The following is a 19,138-nucleotide window of genomic DNA, read 5'->3' on the forward strand; positions in this document are numbered from 1 at the left end:
ATCAGCGTAATTCCGTATCGGGAATAAGGCTTTTTGCGGCAGCTGTAAGGCCTTGAGCGGTAGAAAGCGGATAAGGCTCTACCGAATTCCATTCAGGGGTCAAGCAGACTCCCGGTACAAATTGGGCAAGCCTCCATCTTGCATTTTTAGGCAGGAGGGAGGCTATTTTTTTTATTTCGGCTTCAGATACCAGAGGAGGGGCTAAAACCGTTCTGTATTCTGTTTCAATTTTACCGCTGTTTGATTTTAAAATATCTATGGTTTTTAAAAGGGAAGCCTTTGCTTTTTCGGCAGCTGAAGCGGTTTTTGAAGCTAAAAGCTCTCCGTATCTTTCAGGAGAGGTTTTTACATCGAGGGCTATCATGTCGGGTTTAAGATTTTGGGAGCTTAAAATTTCTTCCAGCCGTTCGGGAAAAAGACCGTTTGTATCTATTTTAACCGCAAGCTCCAAATATTTAGCCCTTTCGATTAGTTCAAACAAGGCCGGAGACATAAGAGGTTCTCCTCCCGATATTACAAGGCCTGAGATAAGATTTTTTCTTTTTTCCAAAAAGTCATAAATTTCGGAAAGCTCATAATAATCATTTTGGCTTTCAGGATTTCCGTTAAAAGAAGAAGGAGAGGCTAGGGCCAGTTCGGCATTGTGGCAGTAAGGACATCGCATGTTACAGCCGGGCAAAAAAACCGCCGCAGAAACGCGGCGGGGAAAATTAACTAAGGTGGTTTTTTGTAAACCTGCAAGCATTAGGCTATTTGTTCTTTTTTTTCTGAAAGATTTTCCGAATTTGAAAAGTTTAAGGAACCGCTGATGGACGGGCAGCAGCCTTCCGATTGAGTCTTTTCGATTCTGTCGTTTTCGGCCGAGAACATAATTCTATGATTATATTCTTCTCGTTTTCCCTTGTTCCAGTTGCGGACAGAGCGGTAGTAGCCTACGATTCTGGCATAAACCTCTGTTCCCGTACCGTGAACATTTTCAAGTTCCTTTTTTACTTCTTCAATTTCTGCATTGACTTTTTCAATGTCTCTCATTGTTTCCTCCCACTTTTTTATAGAACGTATTTAGCGTTCTATATCTTATATCGGCTATTCTAACACTATATATAGTGTTTGTCAAGCAAAAAATTGTAAAAATTAGAGAATTTTTACAATTTTCTTTATCTTGATGTATGTAAAAATGAAAACCGTTAAAAATAAACCGCAGAGCGCGCCAAGCGCTCAAGCTACGCTTGAGCTTCGCAAAGGAATCATTATGGAAAATCTTACAAAGACTTCCTTAAAATTCAGTAAATATAGCTTTTAAAGATTAAAATTTTATCTGTGTGTATTGACAAGAATTGGGATTTGTGTATACTATCTAGCTAGATAACTCGTTATATCCTTTGCGGATAACTCAAACACCGAAAATAAACCGCAGAGCACGCCAAGCGCTCAAGCTGCGCTTGAGCTTCGCAAAGGTTAATTTAATATGTAAATGATATGACGATTGTTTACTTAAAAAATGACTTTTGTCACTGGTAAAGTGACCTGAAAATATGTAAACTTACAAAAATGTAAGGCGGAAAATTAAAATGTAAGCTCCCGTAAATGCTCGTTTTAATTTTTTTTGATATAATATGCACAACTTGTAATAGGAGGTTTGTATGAATATTGTACAAGTTAAAAACTTAAAAAAGACTTATCCGTTGGGGAAGGTCTTGGTTGAAGCTGTAAAAGGCGTAGATTTTGCTATTGAGCAAGGAGAATTCGTTTCGATTTCGGGGCCTTCAGGTTCGGGGAAATCTACTATCCTCAATATGATAGGATTGATCGACACACCCTCAGGCGGGGAACTTATCATAAATAATGAGAGTATTTATAAGGAATCGGATTTTGCTTCTCTTTTAAAAAAACAAAATAAAAAAGTTAAGGTTCCTAACAAATTGGATAAAAAGATGACGGTGCTCCGGCACGAATATTTGGGTTTTATCTTTCAATCATTTAACCTTGTACCTGTTTTAAACGTATACGAAAATATAGAGTTCCCGCTTTTGTTTGGAAGAGCAAAAGAAAGTAAAGCAAAACAAAAAGAATGGATTAACTATTTAATAGACAAAGTTGGTTTAAGCGAATGGAAGCACCATAAATCGAACGAGCTTTCAGGAGGTCAAAGACAGAGGGTTGCAATTGCAAGAGCCTTGGCTACAAAACCTCAAATAGTTTTGGCTGATGAACCTACTGCAAACCTTGACTCAAAAACGGGTATCCAAATATTGGAACTTATGAAAGAGGTAAACAGGGAACTTAAAACAACCTTTATCTTTTCGACTCATGATTCAAAGATTGTAGATATGACGGACCACCGCATTAAGATTTTGGACGGTCAAATTCTCGAAGATACAAAAACTAATGTTTAGAAAATTAGGTTGATGCTGTGAGGTTAATATTATGAAAAATAAAATTTTGATACTAACTATTTTTTTGTCGCTTTTGCTGGGTTCATGTACGGCAAAAGAGAATAACAAGAATCTTTCTGAGGAAGCTGATTATAAAGGGAAAGAAGTTATCTTTGTTTACGATGCAGATGATAAGCTCTTATTTACGCTTAGTGAAGAAAGAGAGCGGACTATTTTGGCTGAAATAATAGGGGAAGGTGCAGGAAACGCAGGTGCTGAAAATCCTTTTGGTATTTTTAAAGATAAGCCAAAAGATGCTGAAGTTTTGTACCGATATGTGTTGAAAAATAGAGATGAGTTGAGGGTAAATATGTATATATTCTCAAACTATAAGCTTGCATACATGGATGATATTCCTGTAGTAAAGTCTTTAATTTGGGAGCTTTCTGATAAAGATTATGAGATTCTAACGCACCCTGAAAAATTAATGGGAGAAAAGTAAATGAATAAGACGATTTTTAAAATGGCGGTAAAAAATCTTTTTGCAAATAAGGCAAAGATGATTATTACCTTATCGCTTATAGGAATAGGAACCTTTTTGGTTATCTTAGGTTTCGGTATCCTAAATTTTTCATTACAGCAAACTCAGGATGTATGTATAAGCGATTTTTCAGGCGATGTTTTAATTACCGGTAAACCTGAAAAAGACAGTATAATGGTTCAGCTTTTGGGAGTTTTTCAGACGGTAAGTGTCAGCATGGATAGACCTAAGATGCCTTATCTGGTTCCTTTTGAAAAGGTTAAGTCCAAGGTTGAAAGCCTTCCCGAAGTAAAAGGCCTTACCAATTCGGTTTTTGCAAGCGGAATGCTTAAGCCTGTTGATCTTCCCGATTCATGGGAGCCTGAGGACAAGAATAGAAGCTCTTTTCCGTATGTACAGATTCTGGGCATTGAGCCTGAAAGCTATAAAAATCTTTTCGATACGATTAAAATTTATGAAGGCGAATTCCCCAAATCTTCAAACGGAAAATTTGCCATGCTTCCCCGCGATAGAAAAAAGAGATTTGAAGATTACTATGGCAGAACTTTAAAGCTCGGAGACGAAATATTGATTTCTGCCTTTGCAGGAAAGGCAAGACAGCAAAAAGTTATTATAACAGGCTTTTTCGATTATACTCATCCCGATACGGCGATAGACGGAATAGCTTACTTTGATGTAGACACAACCCGCATTCTTGCAGATATGACACTGGGAGCGAGGACTGCAGCGGCAATTCCCGATTCTGTCGATCTAAGCCTTTCAGAAAAATCGGAAGATGAACTTTTTTCGGATGATTTCGATTCGGATATTATAGACACTGCTGCGAGCTCAAACACAAAGATTGATTATGAAAATCTTTTGGGAAGTACCGAGTTGCGCGATCAACTCAACCTTGCGGACAACGAGGCGTGGCATCATATCGTAATAAAGCTTAATGATTCTTCAAAAACTCAAAGTGTAATTAAAACATTAAACGACTGGTTTAAGGAAGAAGGAATAAATGCTCAGGCCTTGGACTGGACTCTCGGAATGGCTATGTATTATGGAGCTATAGAAGGCACAAGAACTCTTTTTATTACGATGCTTGCTATTCTTTCCGTGGTAGTTTTAATCGTTATAATGAATACGCTTGTTGTTGCCGTTATGCAAAGAAGTTCCGAAATAGGAACAATGAGGGCTATAGGTGCTAAAAAAGGCTTTGTAAGAAAGATATTTTTTGCGGAATCGTTTTTTATGTCCTGTGTAGGAGTTTTTATAGGCTTGGTGCTTGCTCTTATCGGGGCAGCCGTAGTTAATGCTTTTAATATCAGAGTTGGAGATATACTTGCAGCCATGTTCGGCGGAAAGCAAATAAGAGTAAGTATTTCTGCCGTTTCTGCTCTTTGGACAATGGCTGCAATGCTTTTAGCAGGCCTTGCCGCAAACTGGTATCCTGTAAGGTTTGCCTTAAAGATAAGCCCTCTTGAAGCAATCAACCGTTAAATTAAGGAAGAATAGATTATGAATATATTAAAAATAGCGTTTAGGAATTTAAACAGACAAAAAAGGCGAAGTATTCTTTTGGTTTTTGCAATAGCCTTTGCTTTCTTTGTCGTTATCTTTATGGACGGCATGACTTCCGGAGCCTTAAACAGCATGGCAGGAGAAATTTCAAAAATTGTAGGCGGTCATGTCTATATAATCGGTTCAAAAAAGGCAGCTGATAAAAATGCCGATGATCCGGCTCAGATTTATATGGATGCAAAAGATATAGAGTTTGTAGAAAAAACCGTGAAAGATTTGGGCATCGATACCATTTACACCATAAAAAGAAGCCGTGCATTTGGTAAGCTCATCTTTGAAGGAAAAGAAGTTAGCTCTCAAATTGACGGCTGCAAATTTGATGAAGAAAAAATTCTACATGACAGTATTCTTTTTAAAGAAGGAAGCTGGGAAGCCATGAAAAAAGAAAATGCAATTCTTCTTTCCGAATCGGTAGCGGAAACCTTAAATGTAGATTTACACGACATCGTTTTACTTGAAACCAAGACCTCGAAAGGTCAGCTTACCGTTATTGAACTTCAAGTAGAAGGAATTGCAGTAAACCGCTCTCCGTTCGGCGGAATTACAAATTACATCAATTTTGATTATTTGCAAAAAGTTACGGAACTTGAAAAAGACAGTATAGAAGTATATTCTCTTTTCTTAAAAAATTCCGACATGCAGGAAGCTTATGCTCAGATGCTCGAAAAAAAATTCGGAGAAGCAGGCCCGGCTACAAGCAGAGCTCTTGCACGACAAATTAGTCCTTCACAGCCTGCAAACAATGTACTTAAACAGCTTGAAGAAGGAAAGTGGGAAGGAACAAAATTCGGTGTAGCTTCTTTTTATGATTTTGCACCGCAAATGGTTACCCTGATGAATACCTTAAACGGTATAAGTTTCGGCGTTTTGGTTGTGCTCTTGGTTATTACGATGATCGGTATTTCAAACACCTTTAAAATTATCGTACATGAAAGAAGGGGTGAAGTCGGAACCATGCGCTCTTGCGGTATTATGAGAAGACACGTAAGACATCTTTTCCTTGCAGAAGCTTCATTTTTGTCCTTGTTTGGAGCCGTATGCGGTTTTGTCCTTGCGGTTATCGTAATGCAGGTTATATCCTTTATTCCTATTGCCTCGGATTCTCCCTTTTCGGTCTTCACCAAAAACGGATACTTTACATGGAACTTATCGGCGCTTTTAGTTTTATTAAAGTTTGCGATAATGTTGGGCTTAACCCTGCTCACGGTAAGGGGCTCAGCTTCAAGAGCCGCTAATATGATTCCTGCCGAAGCGCTTAGGTCAGGAAAATAATTTAAGGAGATTCGATAAATAGTTCGGCAGGGATTCTGCCTCACTATTTATCTTCCGAGTTTTGTGCAAAGCACAAAACATCGTATTATTGTATGCGGTTTGTAAACAGACCGCGTGAAAAAACTTTTTTCGGAAGCTGATTCGCTATCCGCTTTAGCGGATACGATGAAAAATTTCCTTGCAGAACAGAGCCGTAAGGATCTGATATTTGCTGCAAAAAGTTTTTATGGGAGATTCGATAAATAGTTCGGCAGGGATTCTGCCTCACTATTTATCTTCCGAGTTTTGTGCAAGAGCACAAAACATCGTGTTATTGTATGTAGTTTTGCAAGATGCAAAACTACTTGAAAAAACTTTTTTCAGGATTTGATAATCCTTACAAAAAGTTTTTATAGGAGAGGTTATGAACAAGAAATTTTTGATTGTGCTCATTGCTTTTTTTGTAAGCATGGCGGCATTTGCTGAGGTTCCTTCGACGGAGGAAATGTATAAGATTATGGACAAGGTTTTCGACAGGGGGAATTTTGAAAAAGATTTTACCAGCACTCTCACGCTGATTGTCGAAAAACCTAATCAACCTAAGGAGGTTGTTCAGTTTAAACTTTTCAGGCGTGATAAGAAAGACCAAACAACTCTTATTCAACTTGCACCTGAAGCAGATAAGGGAAACGGTTATCTGCAAGAAAAAGATAACCTTTGGTTTTATGACCCGATTGCTCACCAGTTTACTCATTCTTCGCTTAAAAAGAATTTGGCAAACAGCGATACAAAATTATCGGATGTAAATAAAAAATCCGAGTTTAGGCAGGCTTGGGAAATTCTTAAAATTGAAGAAGCAAAGGTCGGTAAGTATGAAGTTTATGCGGTAACGGCTAAGGCCTTGCAAAAAGATGCAACATATGCTCAAGAAAAATTCTTTGTGCGAAAAGATGAGCATCTTGTCTTAAAAATAGAAAGTTACGGTGCAAGCGGAAAGCATATGAGAACTACGCTTATGCCAAAATACGCAAAGGTTGAAGGTCTGCCTCTTCCCGTACATCAAATATATATCAATGAACTTATAAAGGGAGAAAAAACAACGCAGATATTTCAAGATTTTAGTACTGCAAGAATTGATGATGTAGTTTTTACAAAGGCTTATTTGGAGAAGATAAACTAATATGAAAAAAATTATAATTTTTATTTTTGCCTTTCTTCCATTTTTTGTATTTGCACAAGAAAACTCTTCCAATTTGGAAGATGAACTTTTTGGAGGGGAGGAAGATACGATTATTTCTGCTGAGGAAGCCCGTTCAGACAGTAAGAGCAATTTAAAGTTTAAGGCCGATCTTGAAAAAGCGAGCCTTACTCTTGAAGCAAAAAAATTGAGAATAGGCGGAAGTTTGGGTTCTTCGATGGGCATAAATTATGCTTGGGAAGATCCTTATTCAAAGAAAGACGATTACATGAAATCTTTTAAAGACGGAAAAGGTACTTTTAATACAAACTTAAACGGAAGTCTCTTTTTTGATGCCCGCCCTTTCGAAGACTTAAAACTTTATGGAAAGTTCATTTTCGGCTTTCCCTTTGAGAAGAGCTTATCGGGACAAGGGGCTGCAATTATTCCATCTGTTCCCGGTATACCTCCTACATTTGCCGGTTTAAAATTACCGGTTTTTGTTGAAAGTTCAGGTGTGCCGAATATCAAAATACAAGAGCTTTACACGGATTTTTCCGCCAAGGATATTGCCTTTTTCCGTTTTGGAAAACATGCGGTAAAATGGGGTACAGGTTATTTTTACAGCCCTGCTGACGTTATAAATATTTCAAGAATAGATCCTGAAGATCCTACAGCGGATAGGGAAGGGGGGCTTTCTTTAAGAACCCACATAATAATTCCCAAAACCCAGCACAATATCTGGCTCTACCTATTGCCTCCCGGGCAAGGAGACGGCTTTGATCCCAAATACACGGCAGGGGCAGCAAAGGGCGAGTTTGTTATCGGAAACTGGGAATTGGGTGTAGGCGGCTGGTACAAATACAAAAAAGCTCCCCGTCTTGTTACAACCCTTTCAGGCAGTATAGCAGGCAAGGTCGCCGTCTTCGGTGAGGGAGTTTTTGCATGGGGAAGCGACTATACATATTATGAGACAGATATGACTCCTGCTTCTGAAAAAAGTAAGCCCTTTTTTCAGGCTACCCTCGGCGGTTCTTACTCAAATGATGACACACACACAAGCATAGCCTTGCAATATTTTTACAACGGCTTCGGCTATTCAAATACGGATGCAGCTGTAAATATTTTGGATCAAGCAAAAAATCCTGCTTTGCTGTTTAATGCTGCATTTAGGGAAAAGGTACAAAATGTTTTAGCTATGGGGAATATCGGTCAACACTACATCGCATTTAATATAAGCCAAAATAAGCTCGGTACCGATAAGTTGAGCCTAAACCTTTTTCAGCAATTTGCAATATCGGAACTTGAAGGCTTTTCAAAACTCACTCTTAACTGGAAGATATATAAATTTGCAAGCATGAGTACAGGCCCTTCTTTTAGCTATCCCTTGAGTTCTAAGTCAAAGACAAAGGGTGGAATAGGGTATACCTTATCATTCCGCCTAGGCGGCGGCACCTTCTAATCCGGCAATATGCGGCCGATGACTTTGTCGCTTCATAAAAATTAATCCTCGACGTATCAAAGATACGCCTCCGGTTAATTTTTATTCGCTTCGCGTCCTCGACTCGCCTCTTGCCGGATTGGATTGATCTCCCGCCACGGACGGCGGGTGGTTCCGTGCTTTGAGAGTTTGCGCTTGCCGCAAACTCTGAGATTAAAAATGTACATGGACGCACATTTCATAACCGGCACGGATGTCCGTGGTTCCAAGCTCGGAGAGTTTTAGACGCAAGTCTAAAACTCTAAGCTTAAAATCGGACAAGGATGTCCGATTTTAAGCGGCCCCCTTGTCTTTCTCCTACAAAAGTGCTATAAAATTACAAGGACTTTAAAATCATGGATGGGTTAAAAAAGGCGCCTCACATAACTTTATACATTCTTTTCTTTTTTTTGTTTTATCTTTCGAGCGTTAAGCATATAGAAGTTTTAATACTCTGGGTTCTTATAGTTATTTCCATGATCTTGATTTTTTCGCCTGAAAGAATTAAAAACTTAAAATCGGTTTTGGGTGTGCTGCCCTTTGTGATAATGGTGCTCCTTCCCTTTTTTATCCGCGGTTTTTACAATGTGCCGATAGAGCAAAGATATTTTTCTGCAAAGCTCATCCTCCGCCTCATGTGTGCAATGATGACGATTTCCTTTATTTCTTCAAAATACTCTTACCTTTATTTGGTCGAAGGCGTGATGAAGCTCGGTCTTCCCAATTTCTTAAATCAAATAATTTCCCTTACCTTTAGATATTTTTTTATGGTAAGGACCGATATAGATAAGACCGCAAAGGCGATGAATGCCCGCTGTTTTGACAATGCCCGTACCTTTTCAAAGGTTTCAACCTACGGAGAAATGATAGGCGGCTTTTTTTTGAAGGCGGCGGATCACGGCGACAAGGTTTATAATGCCATGAGGGCTCGGGGCTTTACCTCCGAAACCCAATTTAAGCCCGAAAAAATATCCTCGCCCCTCTATATAGGCCTTCTTGTCTTCTTTGTTTCGCTCTTCGCGAGTCTTATAATAATGGAAAGATTTATGGAGATCCCATGGCTGTTTTAATCGAAAATTTATCCTACACCTATCCCGACGGAAGGAATGCAATACACAATATAAATGCTCATTTTGAAAAAGGAAAAAAGACTGCCGTGGTCGGTCTAAACGGTTCCGGTAAGTCAACCCTTCTTTATCATCTTAATGGAACGATTTCGCCTCAAACGGGAAGGGTGAGCATCTTGGGAGAGGATGTTTCCAAAAAGAGTTTAAATTCGATAAGAAAAAAATCGGGCTTCTTGTTCGATTATCCCGATCATCAGCTTTTTTTGACAAGCGTCTATGAGGACATCGGTTTTGGTCTAAAGAACCTAGGCATGGATAGGGAAGAAATAGAAGCAGCCGTAAACCGTATCTTAAAAAAGCTTAATATCGAGCACTTAAAAGATTATTCGCCCTATCAGCTCAGCTTGGGGCAAAAGAAGATTTGTGCCATAGCAGGCGTCCTTGTTATGGAGCCTGAAATCATCGTATGCGATGAGCCCTTTTCGGGGCTTGACAGCAAGGTAAAATCTGCCTTTAAAGCTATCTTGGATGATTTCTCCAAGGAAGGAAAGACGATTATTTTTTCGACCCATGATCAGGATTTTTGTTATGAGTGGGCCGATAATGTTTATGTGATGAACGAGGGAGAGCTGGTTGCAGGAGGAGACGCCGTGAGCGTTTTTAATAATGCAGAGGTGCTGCAAAGGACCGGTATAGTTATGCCTAAACTTGCAAGGCTTTTCGGCCATAAAAATCCGGCCCCGCGTTCTGTTGAAGATGCCTTACATCTATTGTTATAGGGGTATAGGAGGTTTGATAAACAGCTCGGTACAAATCGTGCCTCACTGTTTATCTGCCGAGTTTTAGGAGGATGTTATGCATATATCCGATGGAGGATTATCGACGGCGGTTTGTGCCGTGGGTTATGCGGCGAGTGCAGTAGGAATTGCCTTTGCCGTCAAGGGAACAAAAGAAGAGGATATCCCGAAAATAAGTCTTATGGCGGGAACTTTTTTTGCTATTTCGTTAATTATGATTCCGATACCGCCGAGCTCGGTTCATCCGCTCATGTGCGGACTGATAGGAATTATTGTCGGGCGTAAGGCGCCCCTTGCGTTTTTTCCTGCCCTGCTGCTGCAAGCTCTCTTGTTCCAGCACGGCGGGATTACAACTCTCGGAGCCAACACCCTGATGCTTTCCGTTTCTTCAATATTGTCGGCAATTATTTTTTATAATTGGAAGAGCGATAATGTGCTTTTAAAGGGAATGGTTATAGGTGCTCTTTCCGTAATCTTTGTTGTTTTGGTTTTGTCGGTTCTTCTTATGACGGGAGGAAGTTTTGCAAAGGAGACCTTTATAGCCCTCTTTGTTTCTCACTCCGTCGTCATGGCGGTCGAGGCTGTAATTACCGGCTTTGCCGTCAAGCTCATGATGAAGGCGAGACCCGACTGGTTTAAAAGGAATTTATAAAAAAATTCCTTAATTAATTTGATTTTTTAATAGAAGGTAAATTATGAAAAAATATGCTTTTACGTTATTGTTTTTATTTCTTGTAAGCCTTGCAGCTTTTTCTCATGCAATGTTTTTGGAGCTAGTCGAGCCGGGAGTTTTTCAGGTACAGTATGACGGCGGAGGCTTTACCCCCGGCACCAAGGTTATCCTTTATTCAGACGGAGGCTTTGATGTAATTCAAGAAGGTGAAGTAGACGATAAGGGTTTTTACCGCTTTGATCCCTCTCTTAAAGTAATGTCGGCAGAAGCTTCTGACGGGGCAGGCCATGTTGCCTATTGGGAGGCAAGCGAAGAAGAAATGTCAGAAGAAGGAACTTCAAAAGAAGTCGAATCTTCCGAAGCTTCTGCAGCAAAACCGAAACGAATCAAAACCAAAAGACCGAGTAAGCTCCCAATAATTTTGACCGTTTTAAATACCTGTGCAATTGTTTTTCTGTTCTTTGAATTTAGAACCTTTAAAAAGAAGGTATTAAAATAAGTATCTAAAATATCGCCGCTCATTTAAACTTGAGTTTTGCTTGTATTATGAGCGGCAAATTTTTCTACCATAGTATTTTTACGATTTATATGTTACACTATAAGTATTATAATAGGTAAGGAGGTCTTATAATGTCATATGAAATTTTAGAGAAACGCATAAAAGCTTTACCTCAGTATTATTATCAAGAACTTGTGAATTATCTTGACTATCTTACTGAAAAAGTAGCTAAAAATAAAGCCTTATCGGAAGAAGATACCTTGAATAAGATGAGTGATGCAAGTATTCAAACAGCATGGGAGTATCTTAAAGATGACACGTGGTGATATTTATATGATGGATTTTGGTATGCCGTTTGGGAGTGAACCGGGCTTTACACGACCTGTAATTATTATCCAGTCAGATAAAGAAAATTTAAATTGTTTAAATACTAAACTTGTTATTCCTCTTACATCAAATACTTTATTATCCGATTATCTTGGTAATGTATTTATTTCTAAAAATGAATCAAAACTTCCAAAAGATTCTGTAGCATTAATTCACCAAATAATGGTAATTGATAAAAAACGATTATTACATCGTGTAGGTAAACTAAATCAATTAGTATTAGGTAAAATAGAAGCTGCAATAGACTATGTAACTAAAGAATAAATACAATATTTATATCGAGTTATGTCATATTAAAAAAGGCTAGGAGACATAAAAAGCCTCCTGCAAAAAGGAAGACCGGATAAAAAATTCCTGTTGCGGCTATGCTGCTTCCGATAAGCATGCCTATCGGCGAAGATATTTGAATCAGCACGGTATTAAAGGCAAAAAATCTTCCTGAAAATTCGGGATCTACTTTTTTTTGGTAAAGGCTTGTTACATGGACATTAAAGAGTCCCATACTAAAACCCGCCGATAGGGCCGATAAGCTTACAATACTGCCAAGTAAAATTACATTAAATAAAAAGTTGTTTTCTCTTAAAAAATAAAAATAAAAACCTAAGATCAAAAAAGAAAGAGACTGCAAAATCAAAGTAAATAATTTTACATTTTTACCTGAAACTTTTTGGGAAGCAAGACTGCCTAGTATATTCCCTATTCCTATGCCGAAAAAACAAATTGAAGAAAAAAGGGTTAAAAAAGATTTTTCGTCTTTTAAAAAATTATTTATAAAAGCAAAACCTGTCTGCCAATTAAGAGTAAAAACCGTCTTAAACTGATAGGTAAGTATATTCGAAAAAATAGGTGTACAAAAAAAGTTTAAACATGAAGCCAGCAAGGCTAGACTTAAAAGTTCTTTTTCGCCTAAAACATAGCGGTACCCGTCGAAGATTTTTTTTAACTTTGAATCGGTTTTCTTTTGTTCATCTTTCTTTTTAAAATCATAGCGGATAAAAATCTCGGATAGGGCCGATATAAAAAAACTTAGAGCATTGATCAAAATACAGAGCTCGCAGCCTAGAAGCATCACAAGCCCTGCCGCAAAGATAACGGCAAGCATCGAAATTAAGCTTCTGCTCATTTCCAAAACCGAATTAGCCTTTTTTAAATTTTCTTTATTTATTAGTTCGGGTAAAATTGCCCTGCTTGCCGGTTTAAAGATTGCTAGACAAAAGCCTTGCGAAACACTTATAAGGCAAAATAAAAATACCTTTAAGTTAAAATCTAAATTTACCGCAATTAAAAATAGAATAAAAAGATTTAAAACAAATTGAGCCAAGTCGCTTAAGTATAAGAGCTTTTTTTTGTTAAAGCTGTCTACAATTGAACCCGAAAAGAGCGAAAAAACAATTCTTGAAAATTTGGCTGCAGAATAAACAAGGGCGAAATTTACAGGATTATCGGTTTGAAGAGCAACCCAGATAGAAAGGGCTACGCTTCCTATCTCATCTCCTATCAGCGAAGTGATTGTACCGAAATAAATTAAAAATAAATTACGGTCTTCCGTTCTTTTTTGGATTTGCATAAAAGCATTTTAACCTTTGATACCGGATTTGTCAATCCAGTTTTCGAGTTTAAGAGCTTTTATTCTTTTAAATTCTTTTGTGGGCACCTCTAAAAACCCCCTTTAAAAAAGATTAAAAAGATGATAAAATGAGGTATGAAACAAAAAGGATTATTTGATGAAGAAGATCGTTTAAGAGTATTAAGTAACTTAGGTGATAGTCTTGAAAAATTAAACGAAAAAATAAATTGGGAAATATTCAAACCACTATTAAAAAAAGCATTAACCAAAGAGCCAAAAGGTTTAGGCGGAAGACCTGCATACGATTATGTAATGATGTTTAAAATAATAATCTTACAAAAATTATACAACATAAGTGATGATCAAACGGAATATCAAATAAACGATCGACTATCCTTTATGAGATTTTTAGGATTGGAATTAAAAGATAAAGTACCCGATTCAAAAACAATATGGCTTTTTAAAGAAAAACTCATTGAAGCGAGAGTATCAAAAAAGTTATTTGAAAAGTTTGGAAAAGAATTAGCTAGGAATAACTTAATAGGAAAAGAGGGAACGATAATAGATGCGACAATAGTAGAAGCTCCGATACAGCATAACAGCAAAGATGAAAATGAACAAATCAAAAATGGAAAAGTCCCTGAACAATGGCAAGAAGCAAAAAATAAGGCAAAATTATCGCAAAAAGACTGTGATGCGAGGTGGACAAAGAAGCACAAACGTAGCTATTACGGTTATAAAGATCATATAAAAGTAGATAAAAAAAGTAAGCTTATATTGAAAGTGACGGTAACAGCAGCCAATGTTCATGATAGTAGAGAGTTAAAAAATTTGGTTGAAAGGGAAGATGAAAGATTATACGCAGATAGTGCTTATATAGGAGAAGAAATAGAGAGAGTTTTAAAAGCGAAAGGAATAGAAGGACAAATTTGTGAAAGAGGAGCAAGAGGGAAACCTCTTACTAAAAAACAAAAAATCAGTAACAGAAAAAAATCAAAAATACGGGCGAGAGTAGAACATGTATTTGGCTTTATGACAAACTCAATGAAAGGTATCTATGTAAGAACGATAGGATTAGCTCGTGCAACATTTTCGATAATAATGATGAACTTAACATACAACTTATGCCGATATTGCTATCTAAAGAAATAAAATGAGGGAGCATATAGGTAATAAAATGAAAAGTAAGGGAACTTAAGATAAAGAATCCAAGTTTTACACTAGACAATTTATAAAAAAGCTACTAAAATAATAAATAGGTACACTAAAAAATAGGTTTTTAGAGGTGCCCTTGTATTATTCGTTACCAATATCCCCTTATTGTATAAAACTATTGATGCGATCAATAAGTCGTTAGGGTCGATAAGGGTTCCGTTTTTTTCCAGCTTTGAACGGATATCTGCATAGGTGTATGCCGTTTGATCCGAAAAAGGCTCTACTTTAAATTCTTTAAAAAATACTTCAAGTCGTTTTAGATTATCTTTCTTTTTGCTGCTTTTATATGCGCCCAATAAAAGTTCTGCCTTTACAATCGAAGGAAGCCTTATCTTAGAAGGAGGAATAGATAAAATTTTATTTTTGACAGATTGATATTTTCCGTTTAAAAAATAAATACAGATATTTGTGTCCAAATAATACATTAGGGCTCCCTGGGACTGTCATCTTTCCAATTCGGCTGTTCCGGTCTTTTAAAGGTTTTATCGTCTATAGAGCCGAAAAGATTTATAAATTCTTTAGAGTAGGAAGATTCAATTTGAGGAAGAATTTTTTCCAACACCCAGCCTGAAATAGATTTGTTCGCATTTTTCGCAGCTTTTTCAATTTTTTCAAAATGACTTTCTTTTACATATAAGGATATTTGCGGCATCTGTCTTACCTCCATAAAAACTTTTTATAGCAAATATCAGAGCCTTACGGCTCTGTTCTGCAAGGAAATTCTTCATCGTATCCGCTAAAGCGGATAGCGAATCAATTTGCGAAAAAAGTTTTTTCAAGTGTGTTGTAAAACACACACATATAATAATGAGATGTTTTGTACTGATAGGTACAAAACTCGGCAGATAAACAGTGAGGCCGGATTTCTGCCAAACTGTTTATCGTACCTCCCCTATTGGAAGGATAAAGCTTTTTTATTTACTTGTCAAGTATACTTACAATTATACTTGCGGTAGAAAGATCAGCGGCTTAAAATTCCCAGATAGCTGCTTCTCGGTATTTTAAAGCCGCCGAAGCGTTTTATGTTTTCGGAAGGGATTTGGGCATCTATTAAAATGCCCTTCTTGTTTTCAAAGAAGTCTTGGGCAAAGAGGGAGAAGGCTGTTTTGGAAGCTCCGCTTACCTTGCTGAACATGGATTCGCCTATAAAGACCTCATTTATATAAAGGCCGTAAAAGCCTCCCGCCAATTCGCCTCCTTTCCATGCTTCTACAGAGTGGGCAAAGCCCAGCTTATGAAGAAGCCTATAAGCTTGAAGCATGTCATCCGTGATCCAAGTTCCTTTTTGTCCCTCTCTTTTTATTAGGGCGCAGTTTTCTATAACTTCATCAAAGGCCGTATTTTGCGTTATCCTAAAATCGGCTTTTTTTATTTCTCTTTTTAATCGGGACGGAATATGAAAAGAATCTTTGTTTATAACAAAGCGCAAGGAAGGGGAAAACCAAATTATAGGGTCTTCTTCCGAAAACCAAGGAAAAAAAGAATGTCTATAGGCCGAAAGAATCATGCCGGGTGAAAGGTTCCCTCCCGATATTACCTCATCGTCTTGAGATTTTTGAATATAATCTTCTTCACCGAAGGCCTTGTTAAAATCAAAAAAATCATCGCTTTCAAGCCAAGGAAAATCTTTTTGACTTCTTTTTAAGAGTATATTTTTTTCACCGGAACTTAAAAGCGATAATGAAGAAAAACCCGTCAACATTGTTTTTAAGTATTAAGCCCTTTATTTTACGCTCAAAACCAAATAGGGTTTTTTAGTCTTATCCCCGATACGGCATTTTACGGAGCTTCCTTTTTTTGTTTCTCCGAAAAGAATCATATCGGTTAAGGGCGTTACAAATTCGTCTTCGACAAGGCGGGCCGCATTGCGGGCTCCGAATTCTTCCGAATAGCCTTTTTCGGCTAAAAGAGGAATGACATCTTCTTCAAGCTCAAGAGAAATTTCTTTTTCGGCGAGCTGGGAGCGTATTTTTTCTACTTCCTTTTTGATGATGAGGCTCATAACCTGCATCGTAAGGGGGCCGAATTTTATGATTGCATCAAGCCTGTTTCTGAATTCGGGAGTAAAGGTCTTTTCGACAGCCTCATCTACGGCCGATTCCGAAATGCGCTCTCCTCCGAAGCCGATCAAGGGTTTTCCTATATTTGAAGAGCCTGCATTGCTTGTCATAATAAGAATTATATTGTTAAAGGCCGCCTTTCTTCCCTGATTATCCGTGAGGGTTGCATAGTCCATAATCTGTAAGAGAATGTTATAGATGTCGTGGTGAGCCTTTTCTATCTCGTCCAATAAAAGAACCGCATTAGGGCTTTTTTGTACGGCAGAGGTTAAAAGGCCTCCTTCTTCAAAGCCTACGTAGCCGGGGGGTGAACCTATGAGGCGGCTTACAGTGTGCTTTTCCTGATACTCGCTCATGTCGAAGCGGAGAAGGGGAATACCAAGCTCCTCGGCAAGGGTTTTAGCGAGCTCCGTCTTACCGACCCCCGTGGGGCCTACAAACAAAAAGTTTGCAACAGGCTTATCCTTGGAACGGAAGCCTGCACGGGATCGCTTTACTGCCTTGGTAACGCCTTCAATAGCCGGGCTTTGGCCGAAGATTTTCTTTGAAAGAATTTCTTCAAAGTGCCTGAGCTTTTCCGTCTCGTTTACCGAAACCTTCTGCTCCGGTATCCTTGCAGTCTTTGCAACAATCTTGTCTATGTCGGTAAGGCTTACTTCCGGAACACTTGCTTCGGCGTTTTCTTCAGTATTTGAGCTTCTTTCTTTGTCTGCTTTGATTTTAATAAGAGCTCCGGCCTCGTCTATAAGGTCTATAGCCTTATCGGGCAAAAACCTGTCCCTGATGTGAATGGCCGAAAGATGAACTGCCGATTCCAAAACCTCATCGCTGTAATGCACCTTATGAAAATTCTCGTAACTTTCTCTAAGGCCTTTTAGTATTTTAAGAGTTTCTTCTTCGCTTGGCTCTTCAATGTCTATTTTTTGAAAACGTCTTGCGAGGGCTGCGTCCTTTGTAAAATGCTTATTGTATTCCTCAAAGGTTGTAGCTCCTATGCATCGCACCTTTCCGTTTGTTAAAATCGGTTTTAAAAGATCGGGAGCATCAATACCTCCGCCTCCCGAATTGGCATCTACTATCGTGTGGATTTCGTCTATAAAAAGAATTGCGTTTTTTTCTTTTGAAACTTCGGAAACTATCTTCTTTAATCTTTCTTCAAAGTCTCCTCTAAATTTTGCTCCGGCCATTAGATCCGAAAGGCTTAAGCTGTAGATATTTGCATCTTTTAAAAAACTGGGAACCTGATTTGCGGTTATTTTTTGCGCCAAGCCTTCAGTTATCGCAGTTTTTCCGACGCCGGCACCGCCTACATGGAGGGGATTGTTTTTTTGCTTGCGGCATAAAATTTGAACAGTTCTTTCTATTTCTTCTTCTCTTCCGATGATGGGAGAAAGTTCTCCCTTTAAAGCTTTTTGAGTTAAATTTACCGTAAATTTTTCAAGACAGGTTTTTTGCGGTTTATTTTTTTCGTTTTGTTTTGTGTTTGAAGTGTCTGAAGTTCGGCATTGATTTTCTGCCTCATCTTCAAAGATAAATAATTCGGCCTGTTTTTCTTTTTCGATATTTTCGTAGGCGCTTTTGTGTCTTCCGTCATCATAAAAGTCGGGGCTGCTTACCAACTGCAAAAGTCTCAAACGGTTTATTCCGCTTTGTTTCATAAAAAATGAACAATGGTTTCTTTCTTCATCCATGAGGCTGACTATTATGTCGTTAATGCCGATAACCGATTTTTCGGCAGAATTGCAGTTTAAAATAGCCCTTTCAAAAACATTTTGCAGGCCGACAGATTGAAGCGGTTCTTCTTGTCCGTCTTGAGCTCTTAAAGGAATTTTATTTTCGAGATAGGTATTTAAATTGTCATGAATGTAGCCAAGATCAGAACCCGACAGGGTAAAAAGCTCCAAAGCCTTGGGATTGAACATAATAGCCCAAAGGAGGTGTTCCGGAGTAACAAATTCATGGTTTCGTTTTTTTGCGTCCTCTACAGCATCTTGAAAAATGCGCCTGACAGTTATGGTTACCGTAAAATTCATACCTTTTCAACCTTGCATTGCAGCGGAAAATTATTATTCTTTGCTGCGGTTAATACTTGAAAGCATTTTGTTGCGGCTATGTCATAAACATAAATTCCGACAGATGCTTGTCCCGTTTTATGAACCTTAAACATCAAAGATTCCGCCTCTTCGGGTGATTTATTGAATATAGAAATAAGGATGGCAACAACAAAATCCATCGGAGTAAAATCATCGTTAAGGAGAATAACTCTATAATTTTCAGGTTCTATAAATTTTTCAGAAATAATAGTCCCTCTTTGGGGCTGTTTTTTTACTTCCATACATATAAGTTACTGTAAAAAATCATATTTTACAAGCAATTTTTTATTTTTTTGATAATATTCTCCTAAAAATAATGAATTTGATAAAAACACCTGTATATTTGCAAAAACTATCGACAAAAACTAAAAAAAATATTGATATTTTACCATA

At 37.9% G+C, this 19,138-nt stretch carries 21 protein-coding genes; 13 read left to right on the forward strand and 8 right to left on the reverse strand.

Features of this window, described 5'->3' with window-relative positions; translation table 11 throughout:
• Nucleotide 1: 1 nt before the first annotated feature.
• Nucleotides 2–745, reverse strand: a complete 744-nt coding sequence (locus E4O01_RS02885) for an anaerobic ribonucleoside-triphosphate reductase activating protein (RefSeq protein ID WP_253694203.1) — start codon at nt 743–745, stop codon at nt 2–4.
• The gene (nrdD, locus tag E4O01_RS02890) at nt 745–1,032 is read right to left on the reverse strand and encodes an anaerobic ribonucleoside-triphosphate reductase (RefSeq protein ID WP_253694205.1); all 288 of its coding nucleotides are present in this window, start codon (nt 1,030–1,032) and stop codon (nt 745–747) included. Before nrdD ends, E4O01_RS02885 begins: the two co-directional genes overlap by 1 nt.
• A gap of 611 nt (nt 1,033–1,643) precedes the next feature.
• Between nrdD and E4O01_RS02895 the strand changes: the two genes are divergently transcribed.
• The 12 genes from E4O01_RS02895 (at nt 1,644) to E4O01_RS02950 (ending at nt 12,074) form a co-directional block, all read left to right on the forward strand.
• Nucleotides 1,644–2,396, forward strand: coding sequence for an ABC transporter ATP-binding protein (locus tag E4O01_RS02895; RefSeq protein WP_253694207.1), 753 nt, complete (start codon nt 1,644–1,646; stop codon nt 2,394–2,396).
• Nucleotides 2,397–2,427: 31 nt separating this feature from the next.
• Nucleotides 2,428–2,877 (forward strand): hypothetical protein, encoded by a 450-nt coding sequence (locus tag E4O01_RS02900; RefSeq protein WP_253694209.1) that lies wholly within the window; start codon nt 2,428–2,430, stop codon nt 2,875–2,877.
• Nucleotides 2,878–4,398, forward strand: a complete 1,521-nt coding sequence (locus tag E4O01_RS02905; RefSeq protein WP_253694211.1) for an ABC transporter permease — start codon at nt 2,878–2,880, stop codon at nt 4,396–4,398.
• Between the two features lie 18 nt (nt 4,399–4,416).
• Nucleotides 4,417–5,751, forward strand: coding sequence for an ABC transporter permease (locus E4O01_RS02910; RefSeq protein WP_253694212.1), 1,335 nt, complete (start codon nt 4,417–4,419; stop codon nt 5,749–5,751).
• Nucleotides 5,752–6,154: 403 nt separating this feature from the next.
• The gene (locus E4O01_RS02915; protein WP_253694214.1) at nt 6,155–6,910 is read left to right on the forward strand and encodes an outer membrane lipoprotein-sorting protein; all 756 of its coding nucleotides are present in this window, start codon (nt 6,155–6,157) and stop codon (nt 6,908–6,910) included.
• Nucleotide 6,911: 1 nt separating this feature from the next.
• On the forward strand, nt 6,912–8,369 hold the full coding sequence (locus E4O01_RS02920) for a hypothetical protein (RefSeq protein ID WP_253694216.1): 1,458 nt from the start codon (nt 6,912–6,914) through the stop codon (nt 8,367–8,369).
• Between the two features lie 374 nt (nt 8,370–8,743).
• Entirely contained in the window at nt 8,744–9,457 is a 714-nt protein-coding gene (locus E4O01_RS02925; protein ID WP_253694218.1) for an energy-coupling factor transporter transmembrane component T family protein, read from the forward strand.
• Nucleotides 9,445–10,233, forward strand: a complete 789-nt coding sequence (locus E4O01_RS02930; RefSeq protein ID WP_253694220.1) for an energy-coupling factor ABC transporter ATP-binding protein — start codon at nt 9,445–9,447, stop codon at nt 10,231–10,233. Before E4O01_RS02925 ends, E4O01_RS02930 begins: the two co-directional genes overlap by 13 nt.
• Before the next feature lie 76 nt (nt 10,234–10,309).
• Complete coding sequence (locus E4O01_RS02935) at nt 10,310–10,903, forward strand: CbiM family transporter (protein ID WP_253678500.1); 594 nt, start codon at nt 10,310–10,312, stop codon at nt 10,901–10,903.
• Between the two features lie 43 nt (nt 10,904–10,946).
• Nucleotides 10,947–11,423, forward strand: coding sequence for a hypothetical protein (locus E4O01_RS02940; protein WP_253694221.1), 477 nt, complete (start codon nt 10,947–10,949; stop codon nt 11,421–11,423).
• A 131-nt stretch (nt 11,424–11,554) separates the two neighbouring features.
• Nucleotides 11,555–11,749 (forward strand): hypothetical protein, encoded by a 195-nt coding sequence (locus tag E4O01_RS02945; RefSeq protein WP_253694223.1) that lies wholly within the window; start codon nt 11,555–11,557, stop codon nt 11,747–11,749.
• On the forward strand, nt 11,736–12,074 hold the full coding sequence (locus tag E4O01_RS02950; protein ID WP_253694225.1) for a type II toxin-antitoxin system PemK/MazF family toxin: 339 nt from the start codon (nt 11,736–11,738) through the stop codon (nt 12,072–12,074). The genes E4O01_RS02945 and E4O01_RS02950 overlap by 14 nt, the downstream gene beginning before the upstream one ends.
• A gap of 19 nt (nt 12,075–12,093) precedes the next feature.
• On the opposite strand, the gene E4O01_RS02955 is transcribed toward E4O01_RS02950, so the two are convergent.
• Nucleotides 12,094–13,377, reverse strand: coding sequence for an MFS transporter (locus E4O01_RS02955; RefSeq protein WP_253694227.1), 1,284 nt, complete (start codon nt 13,375–13,377; stop codon nt 12,094–12,096).
• Between the two features lie 135 nt (nt 13,378–13,512).
• Between E4O01_RS02955 and E4O01_RS02960 the strand changes: the two genes are divergently transcribed.
• Nucleotides 13,513–14,529: an IS5 family transposase gene (locus tag E4O01_RS02960; RefSeq protein WP_253694229.1), complete on the forward strand. Its 1,017-nt coding sequence runs from the start codon at nt 13,513–13,515 to the stop codon at nt 14,527–14,529.
• Between the two features lie 77 nt (nt 14,530–14,606).
• Here E4O01_RS02960 and E4O01_RS02965 read toward each other — a convergent pair whose 3' ends face one another.
• From E4O01_RS02965 to E4O01_RS02985, 5 genes are all read right to left on the reverse strand, one after another.
• A complete protein-coding gene (locus E4O01_RS02965; protein ID WP_253694230.1) occupies nt 14,607–15,017 on the reverse strand; it encodes a type II toxin-antitoxin system VapC family toxin in 411 nt (136 codons plus the stop codon).
• The gene (locus E4O01_RS02970) at nt 15,017–15,244 is read right to left on the reverse strand and encodes a hypothetical protein (RefSeq protein WP_253694232.1); all 228 of its coding nucleotides are present in this window, start codon (nt 15,242–15,244) and stop codon (nt 15,017–15,019) included. Before E4O01_RS02970 ends, E4O01_RS02965 begins: the two co-directional genes overlap by 1 nt.
• A gap of 309 nt (nt 15,245–15,553) precedes the next feature.
• Nucleotides 15,554–16,294: a leucyl/phenylalanyl-tRNA--protein transferase gene (gene aat / locus E4O01_RS02975; protein ID WP_253694234.1), complete on the reverse strand. Its 741-nt coding sequence runs from the start codon at nt 16,292–16,294 to the stop codon at nt 15,554–15,556.
• A 21-nt stretch (nt 16,295–16,315) separates the two neighbouring features.
• The gene (clpA, locus tag E4O01_RS02980; RefSeq protein WP_253694236.1) at nt 16,316–18,685 is read right to left on the reverse strand and encodes an ATP-dependent Clp protease ATP-binding subunit ClpA; all 2,370 of its coding nucleotides are present in this window, start codon (nt 18,683–18,685) and stop codon (nt 16,316–16,318) included.
• The gene (locus E4O01_RS02985; RefSeq protein ID WP_253694238.1) at nt 18,682–18,987 is read right to left on the reverse strand and encodes an ATP-dependent Clp protease adaptor ClpS; all 306 of its coding nucleotides are present in this window, start codon (nt 18,985–18,987) and stop codon (nt 18,682–18,684) included. The genes clpA and E4O01_RS02985 overlap by 4 nt, the downstream gene beginning before the upstream one ends.
• Between the last annotated feature and the right edge of the window lie 151 nt (nt 18,988–19,138).

The organism is Treponema sp. OMZ 790 (genome assembly GCF_024181285.1).
Classification (GTDB): domain Bacteria; phylum Spirochaetota; class Spirochaetia; order Treponematales; family Treponemataceae; genus Treponema_B.

Excerpts from the sequence above, each read along its gene's own strand:
- E4O01_RS02915 (WP_253694214.1), top strand. The coding sequence starts at position 6,155 with ATGAACAAGAAATTTTTGATTGTGCTCATTGCTTTTTTTGTAAGCATG.
- E4O01_RS02935 (WP_253678500.1), top strand. The coding sequence starts at position 10,310 with ATGCATATATCCGATGGAGGATTATCGACGGCGGTTTGTGCCGTGGGT.
- E4O01_RS02900 (WP_253694209.1), top strand. The coding sequence starts at position 2,428 with ATGAAAAATAAAATTTTGATACTAACTATTTTTTTGTCGCTTTTGCTG.
- E4O01_RS02955 (WP_253694227.1), bottom strand. The coding sequence starts at position 13,377 with ATGCAAATCCAAAAAAGAACGGAAGACCGTAATTTATTTTTAATTTAT.
- aat (WP_253694234.1), bottom strand. The coding sequence starts at position 16,294 with ATGTTGACGGGTTTTTCTTCATTATCGCTTTTAAGTTCCGGTGAAAAA.
- E4O01_RS02945 (WP_253694223.1), top strand. The coding sequence starts at position 11,555 with ATGTCATATGAAATTTTAGAGAAACGCATAAAAGCTTTACCTCAGTAT.
- E4O01_RS02925 (WP_253694218.1), top strand. The coding sequence starts at position 8,744 with ATGGATGGGTTAAAAAAGGCGCCTCACATAACTTTATACATTCTTTTC.
- E4O01_RS02950 (WP_253694225.1), top strand. The coding sequence starts at position 11,736 with ATGACACGTGGTGATATTTATATGATGGATTTTGGTATGCCGTTTGGG.
- E4O01_RS02885 (WP_253694203.1), bottom strand. The coding sequence starts at position 745 with ATGCTTGCAGGTTTACAAAAAACCACCTTAGTTAATTTTCCCCGCCGC.
- E4O01_RS02970 (WP_253694232.1), bottom strand. The coding sequence starts at position 15,244 with ATGCCGCAAATATCCTTATATGTAAAAGAAAGTCATTTTGAAAAAATT.
- E4O01_RS02905 (WP_253694211.1), top strand. The coding sequence starts at position 2,878 with ATGAATAAGACGATTTTTAAAATGGCGGTAAAAAATCTTTTTGCAAAT.
- E4O01_RS02895 (WP_253694207.1), top strand. The coding sequence starts at position 1,644 with ATGAATATTGTACAAGTTAAAAACTTAAAAAAGACTTATCCGTTGGGG.
- E4O01_RS02940 (WP_253694221.1), top strand. The coding sequence starts at position 10,947 with ATGAAAAAATATGCTTTTACGTTATTGTTTTTATTTCTTGTAAGCCTT.
- nrdD (WP_253694205.1), bottom strand. The coding sequence starts at position 1,032 with ATGAGAGACATTGAAAAAGTCAATGCAGAAATTGAAGAAGTAAAAAAG.
- E4O01_RS02965 (WP_253694230.1), bottom strand. The coding sequence starts at position 15,017 with ATGTATTATTTGGACACAAATATCTGTATTTATTTTTTAAACGGAAAA.
- E4O01_RS02930 (WP_253694220.1), top strand. The coding sequence starts at position 9,445 with ATGGCTGTTTTAATCGAAAATTTATCCTACACCTATCCCGACGGAAGG.
- E4O01_RS02920 (WP_253694216.1), top strand. The coding sequence starts at position 6,912 with ATGAAAAAAATTATAATTTTTATTTTTGCCTTTCTTCCATTTTTTGTA.
- E4O01_RS02910 (WP_253694212.1), top strand. The coding sequence starts at position 4,417 with ATGAATATATTAAAAATAGCGTTTAGGAATTTAAACAGACAAAAAAGG.
- clpA (WP_253694236.1), bottom strand. The coding sequence starts at position 18,685 with ATGAATTTTACGGTAACCATAACTGTCAGGCGCATTTTTCAAGATGCT.
- E4O01_RS02985 (WP_253694238.1), bottom strand. The coding sequence starts at position 18,987 with ATGGAAGTAAAAAAACAGCCCCAAAGAGGGACTATTATTTCTGAAAAA.
- E4O01_RS02960 (WP_253694229.1), top strand. The coding sequence starts at position 13,513 with ATGAAACAAAAAGGATTATTTGATGAAGAAGATCGTTTAAGAGTATTA.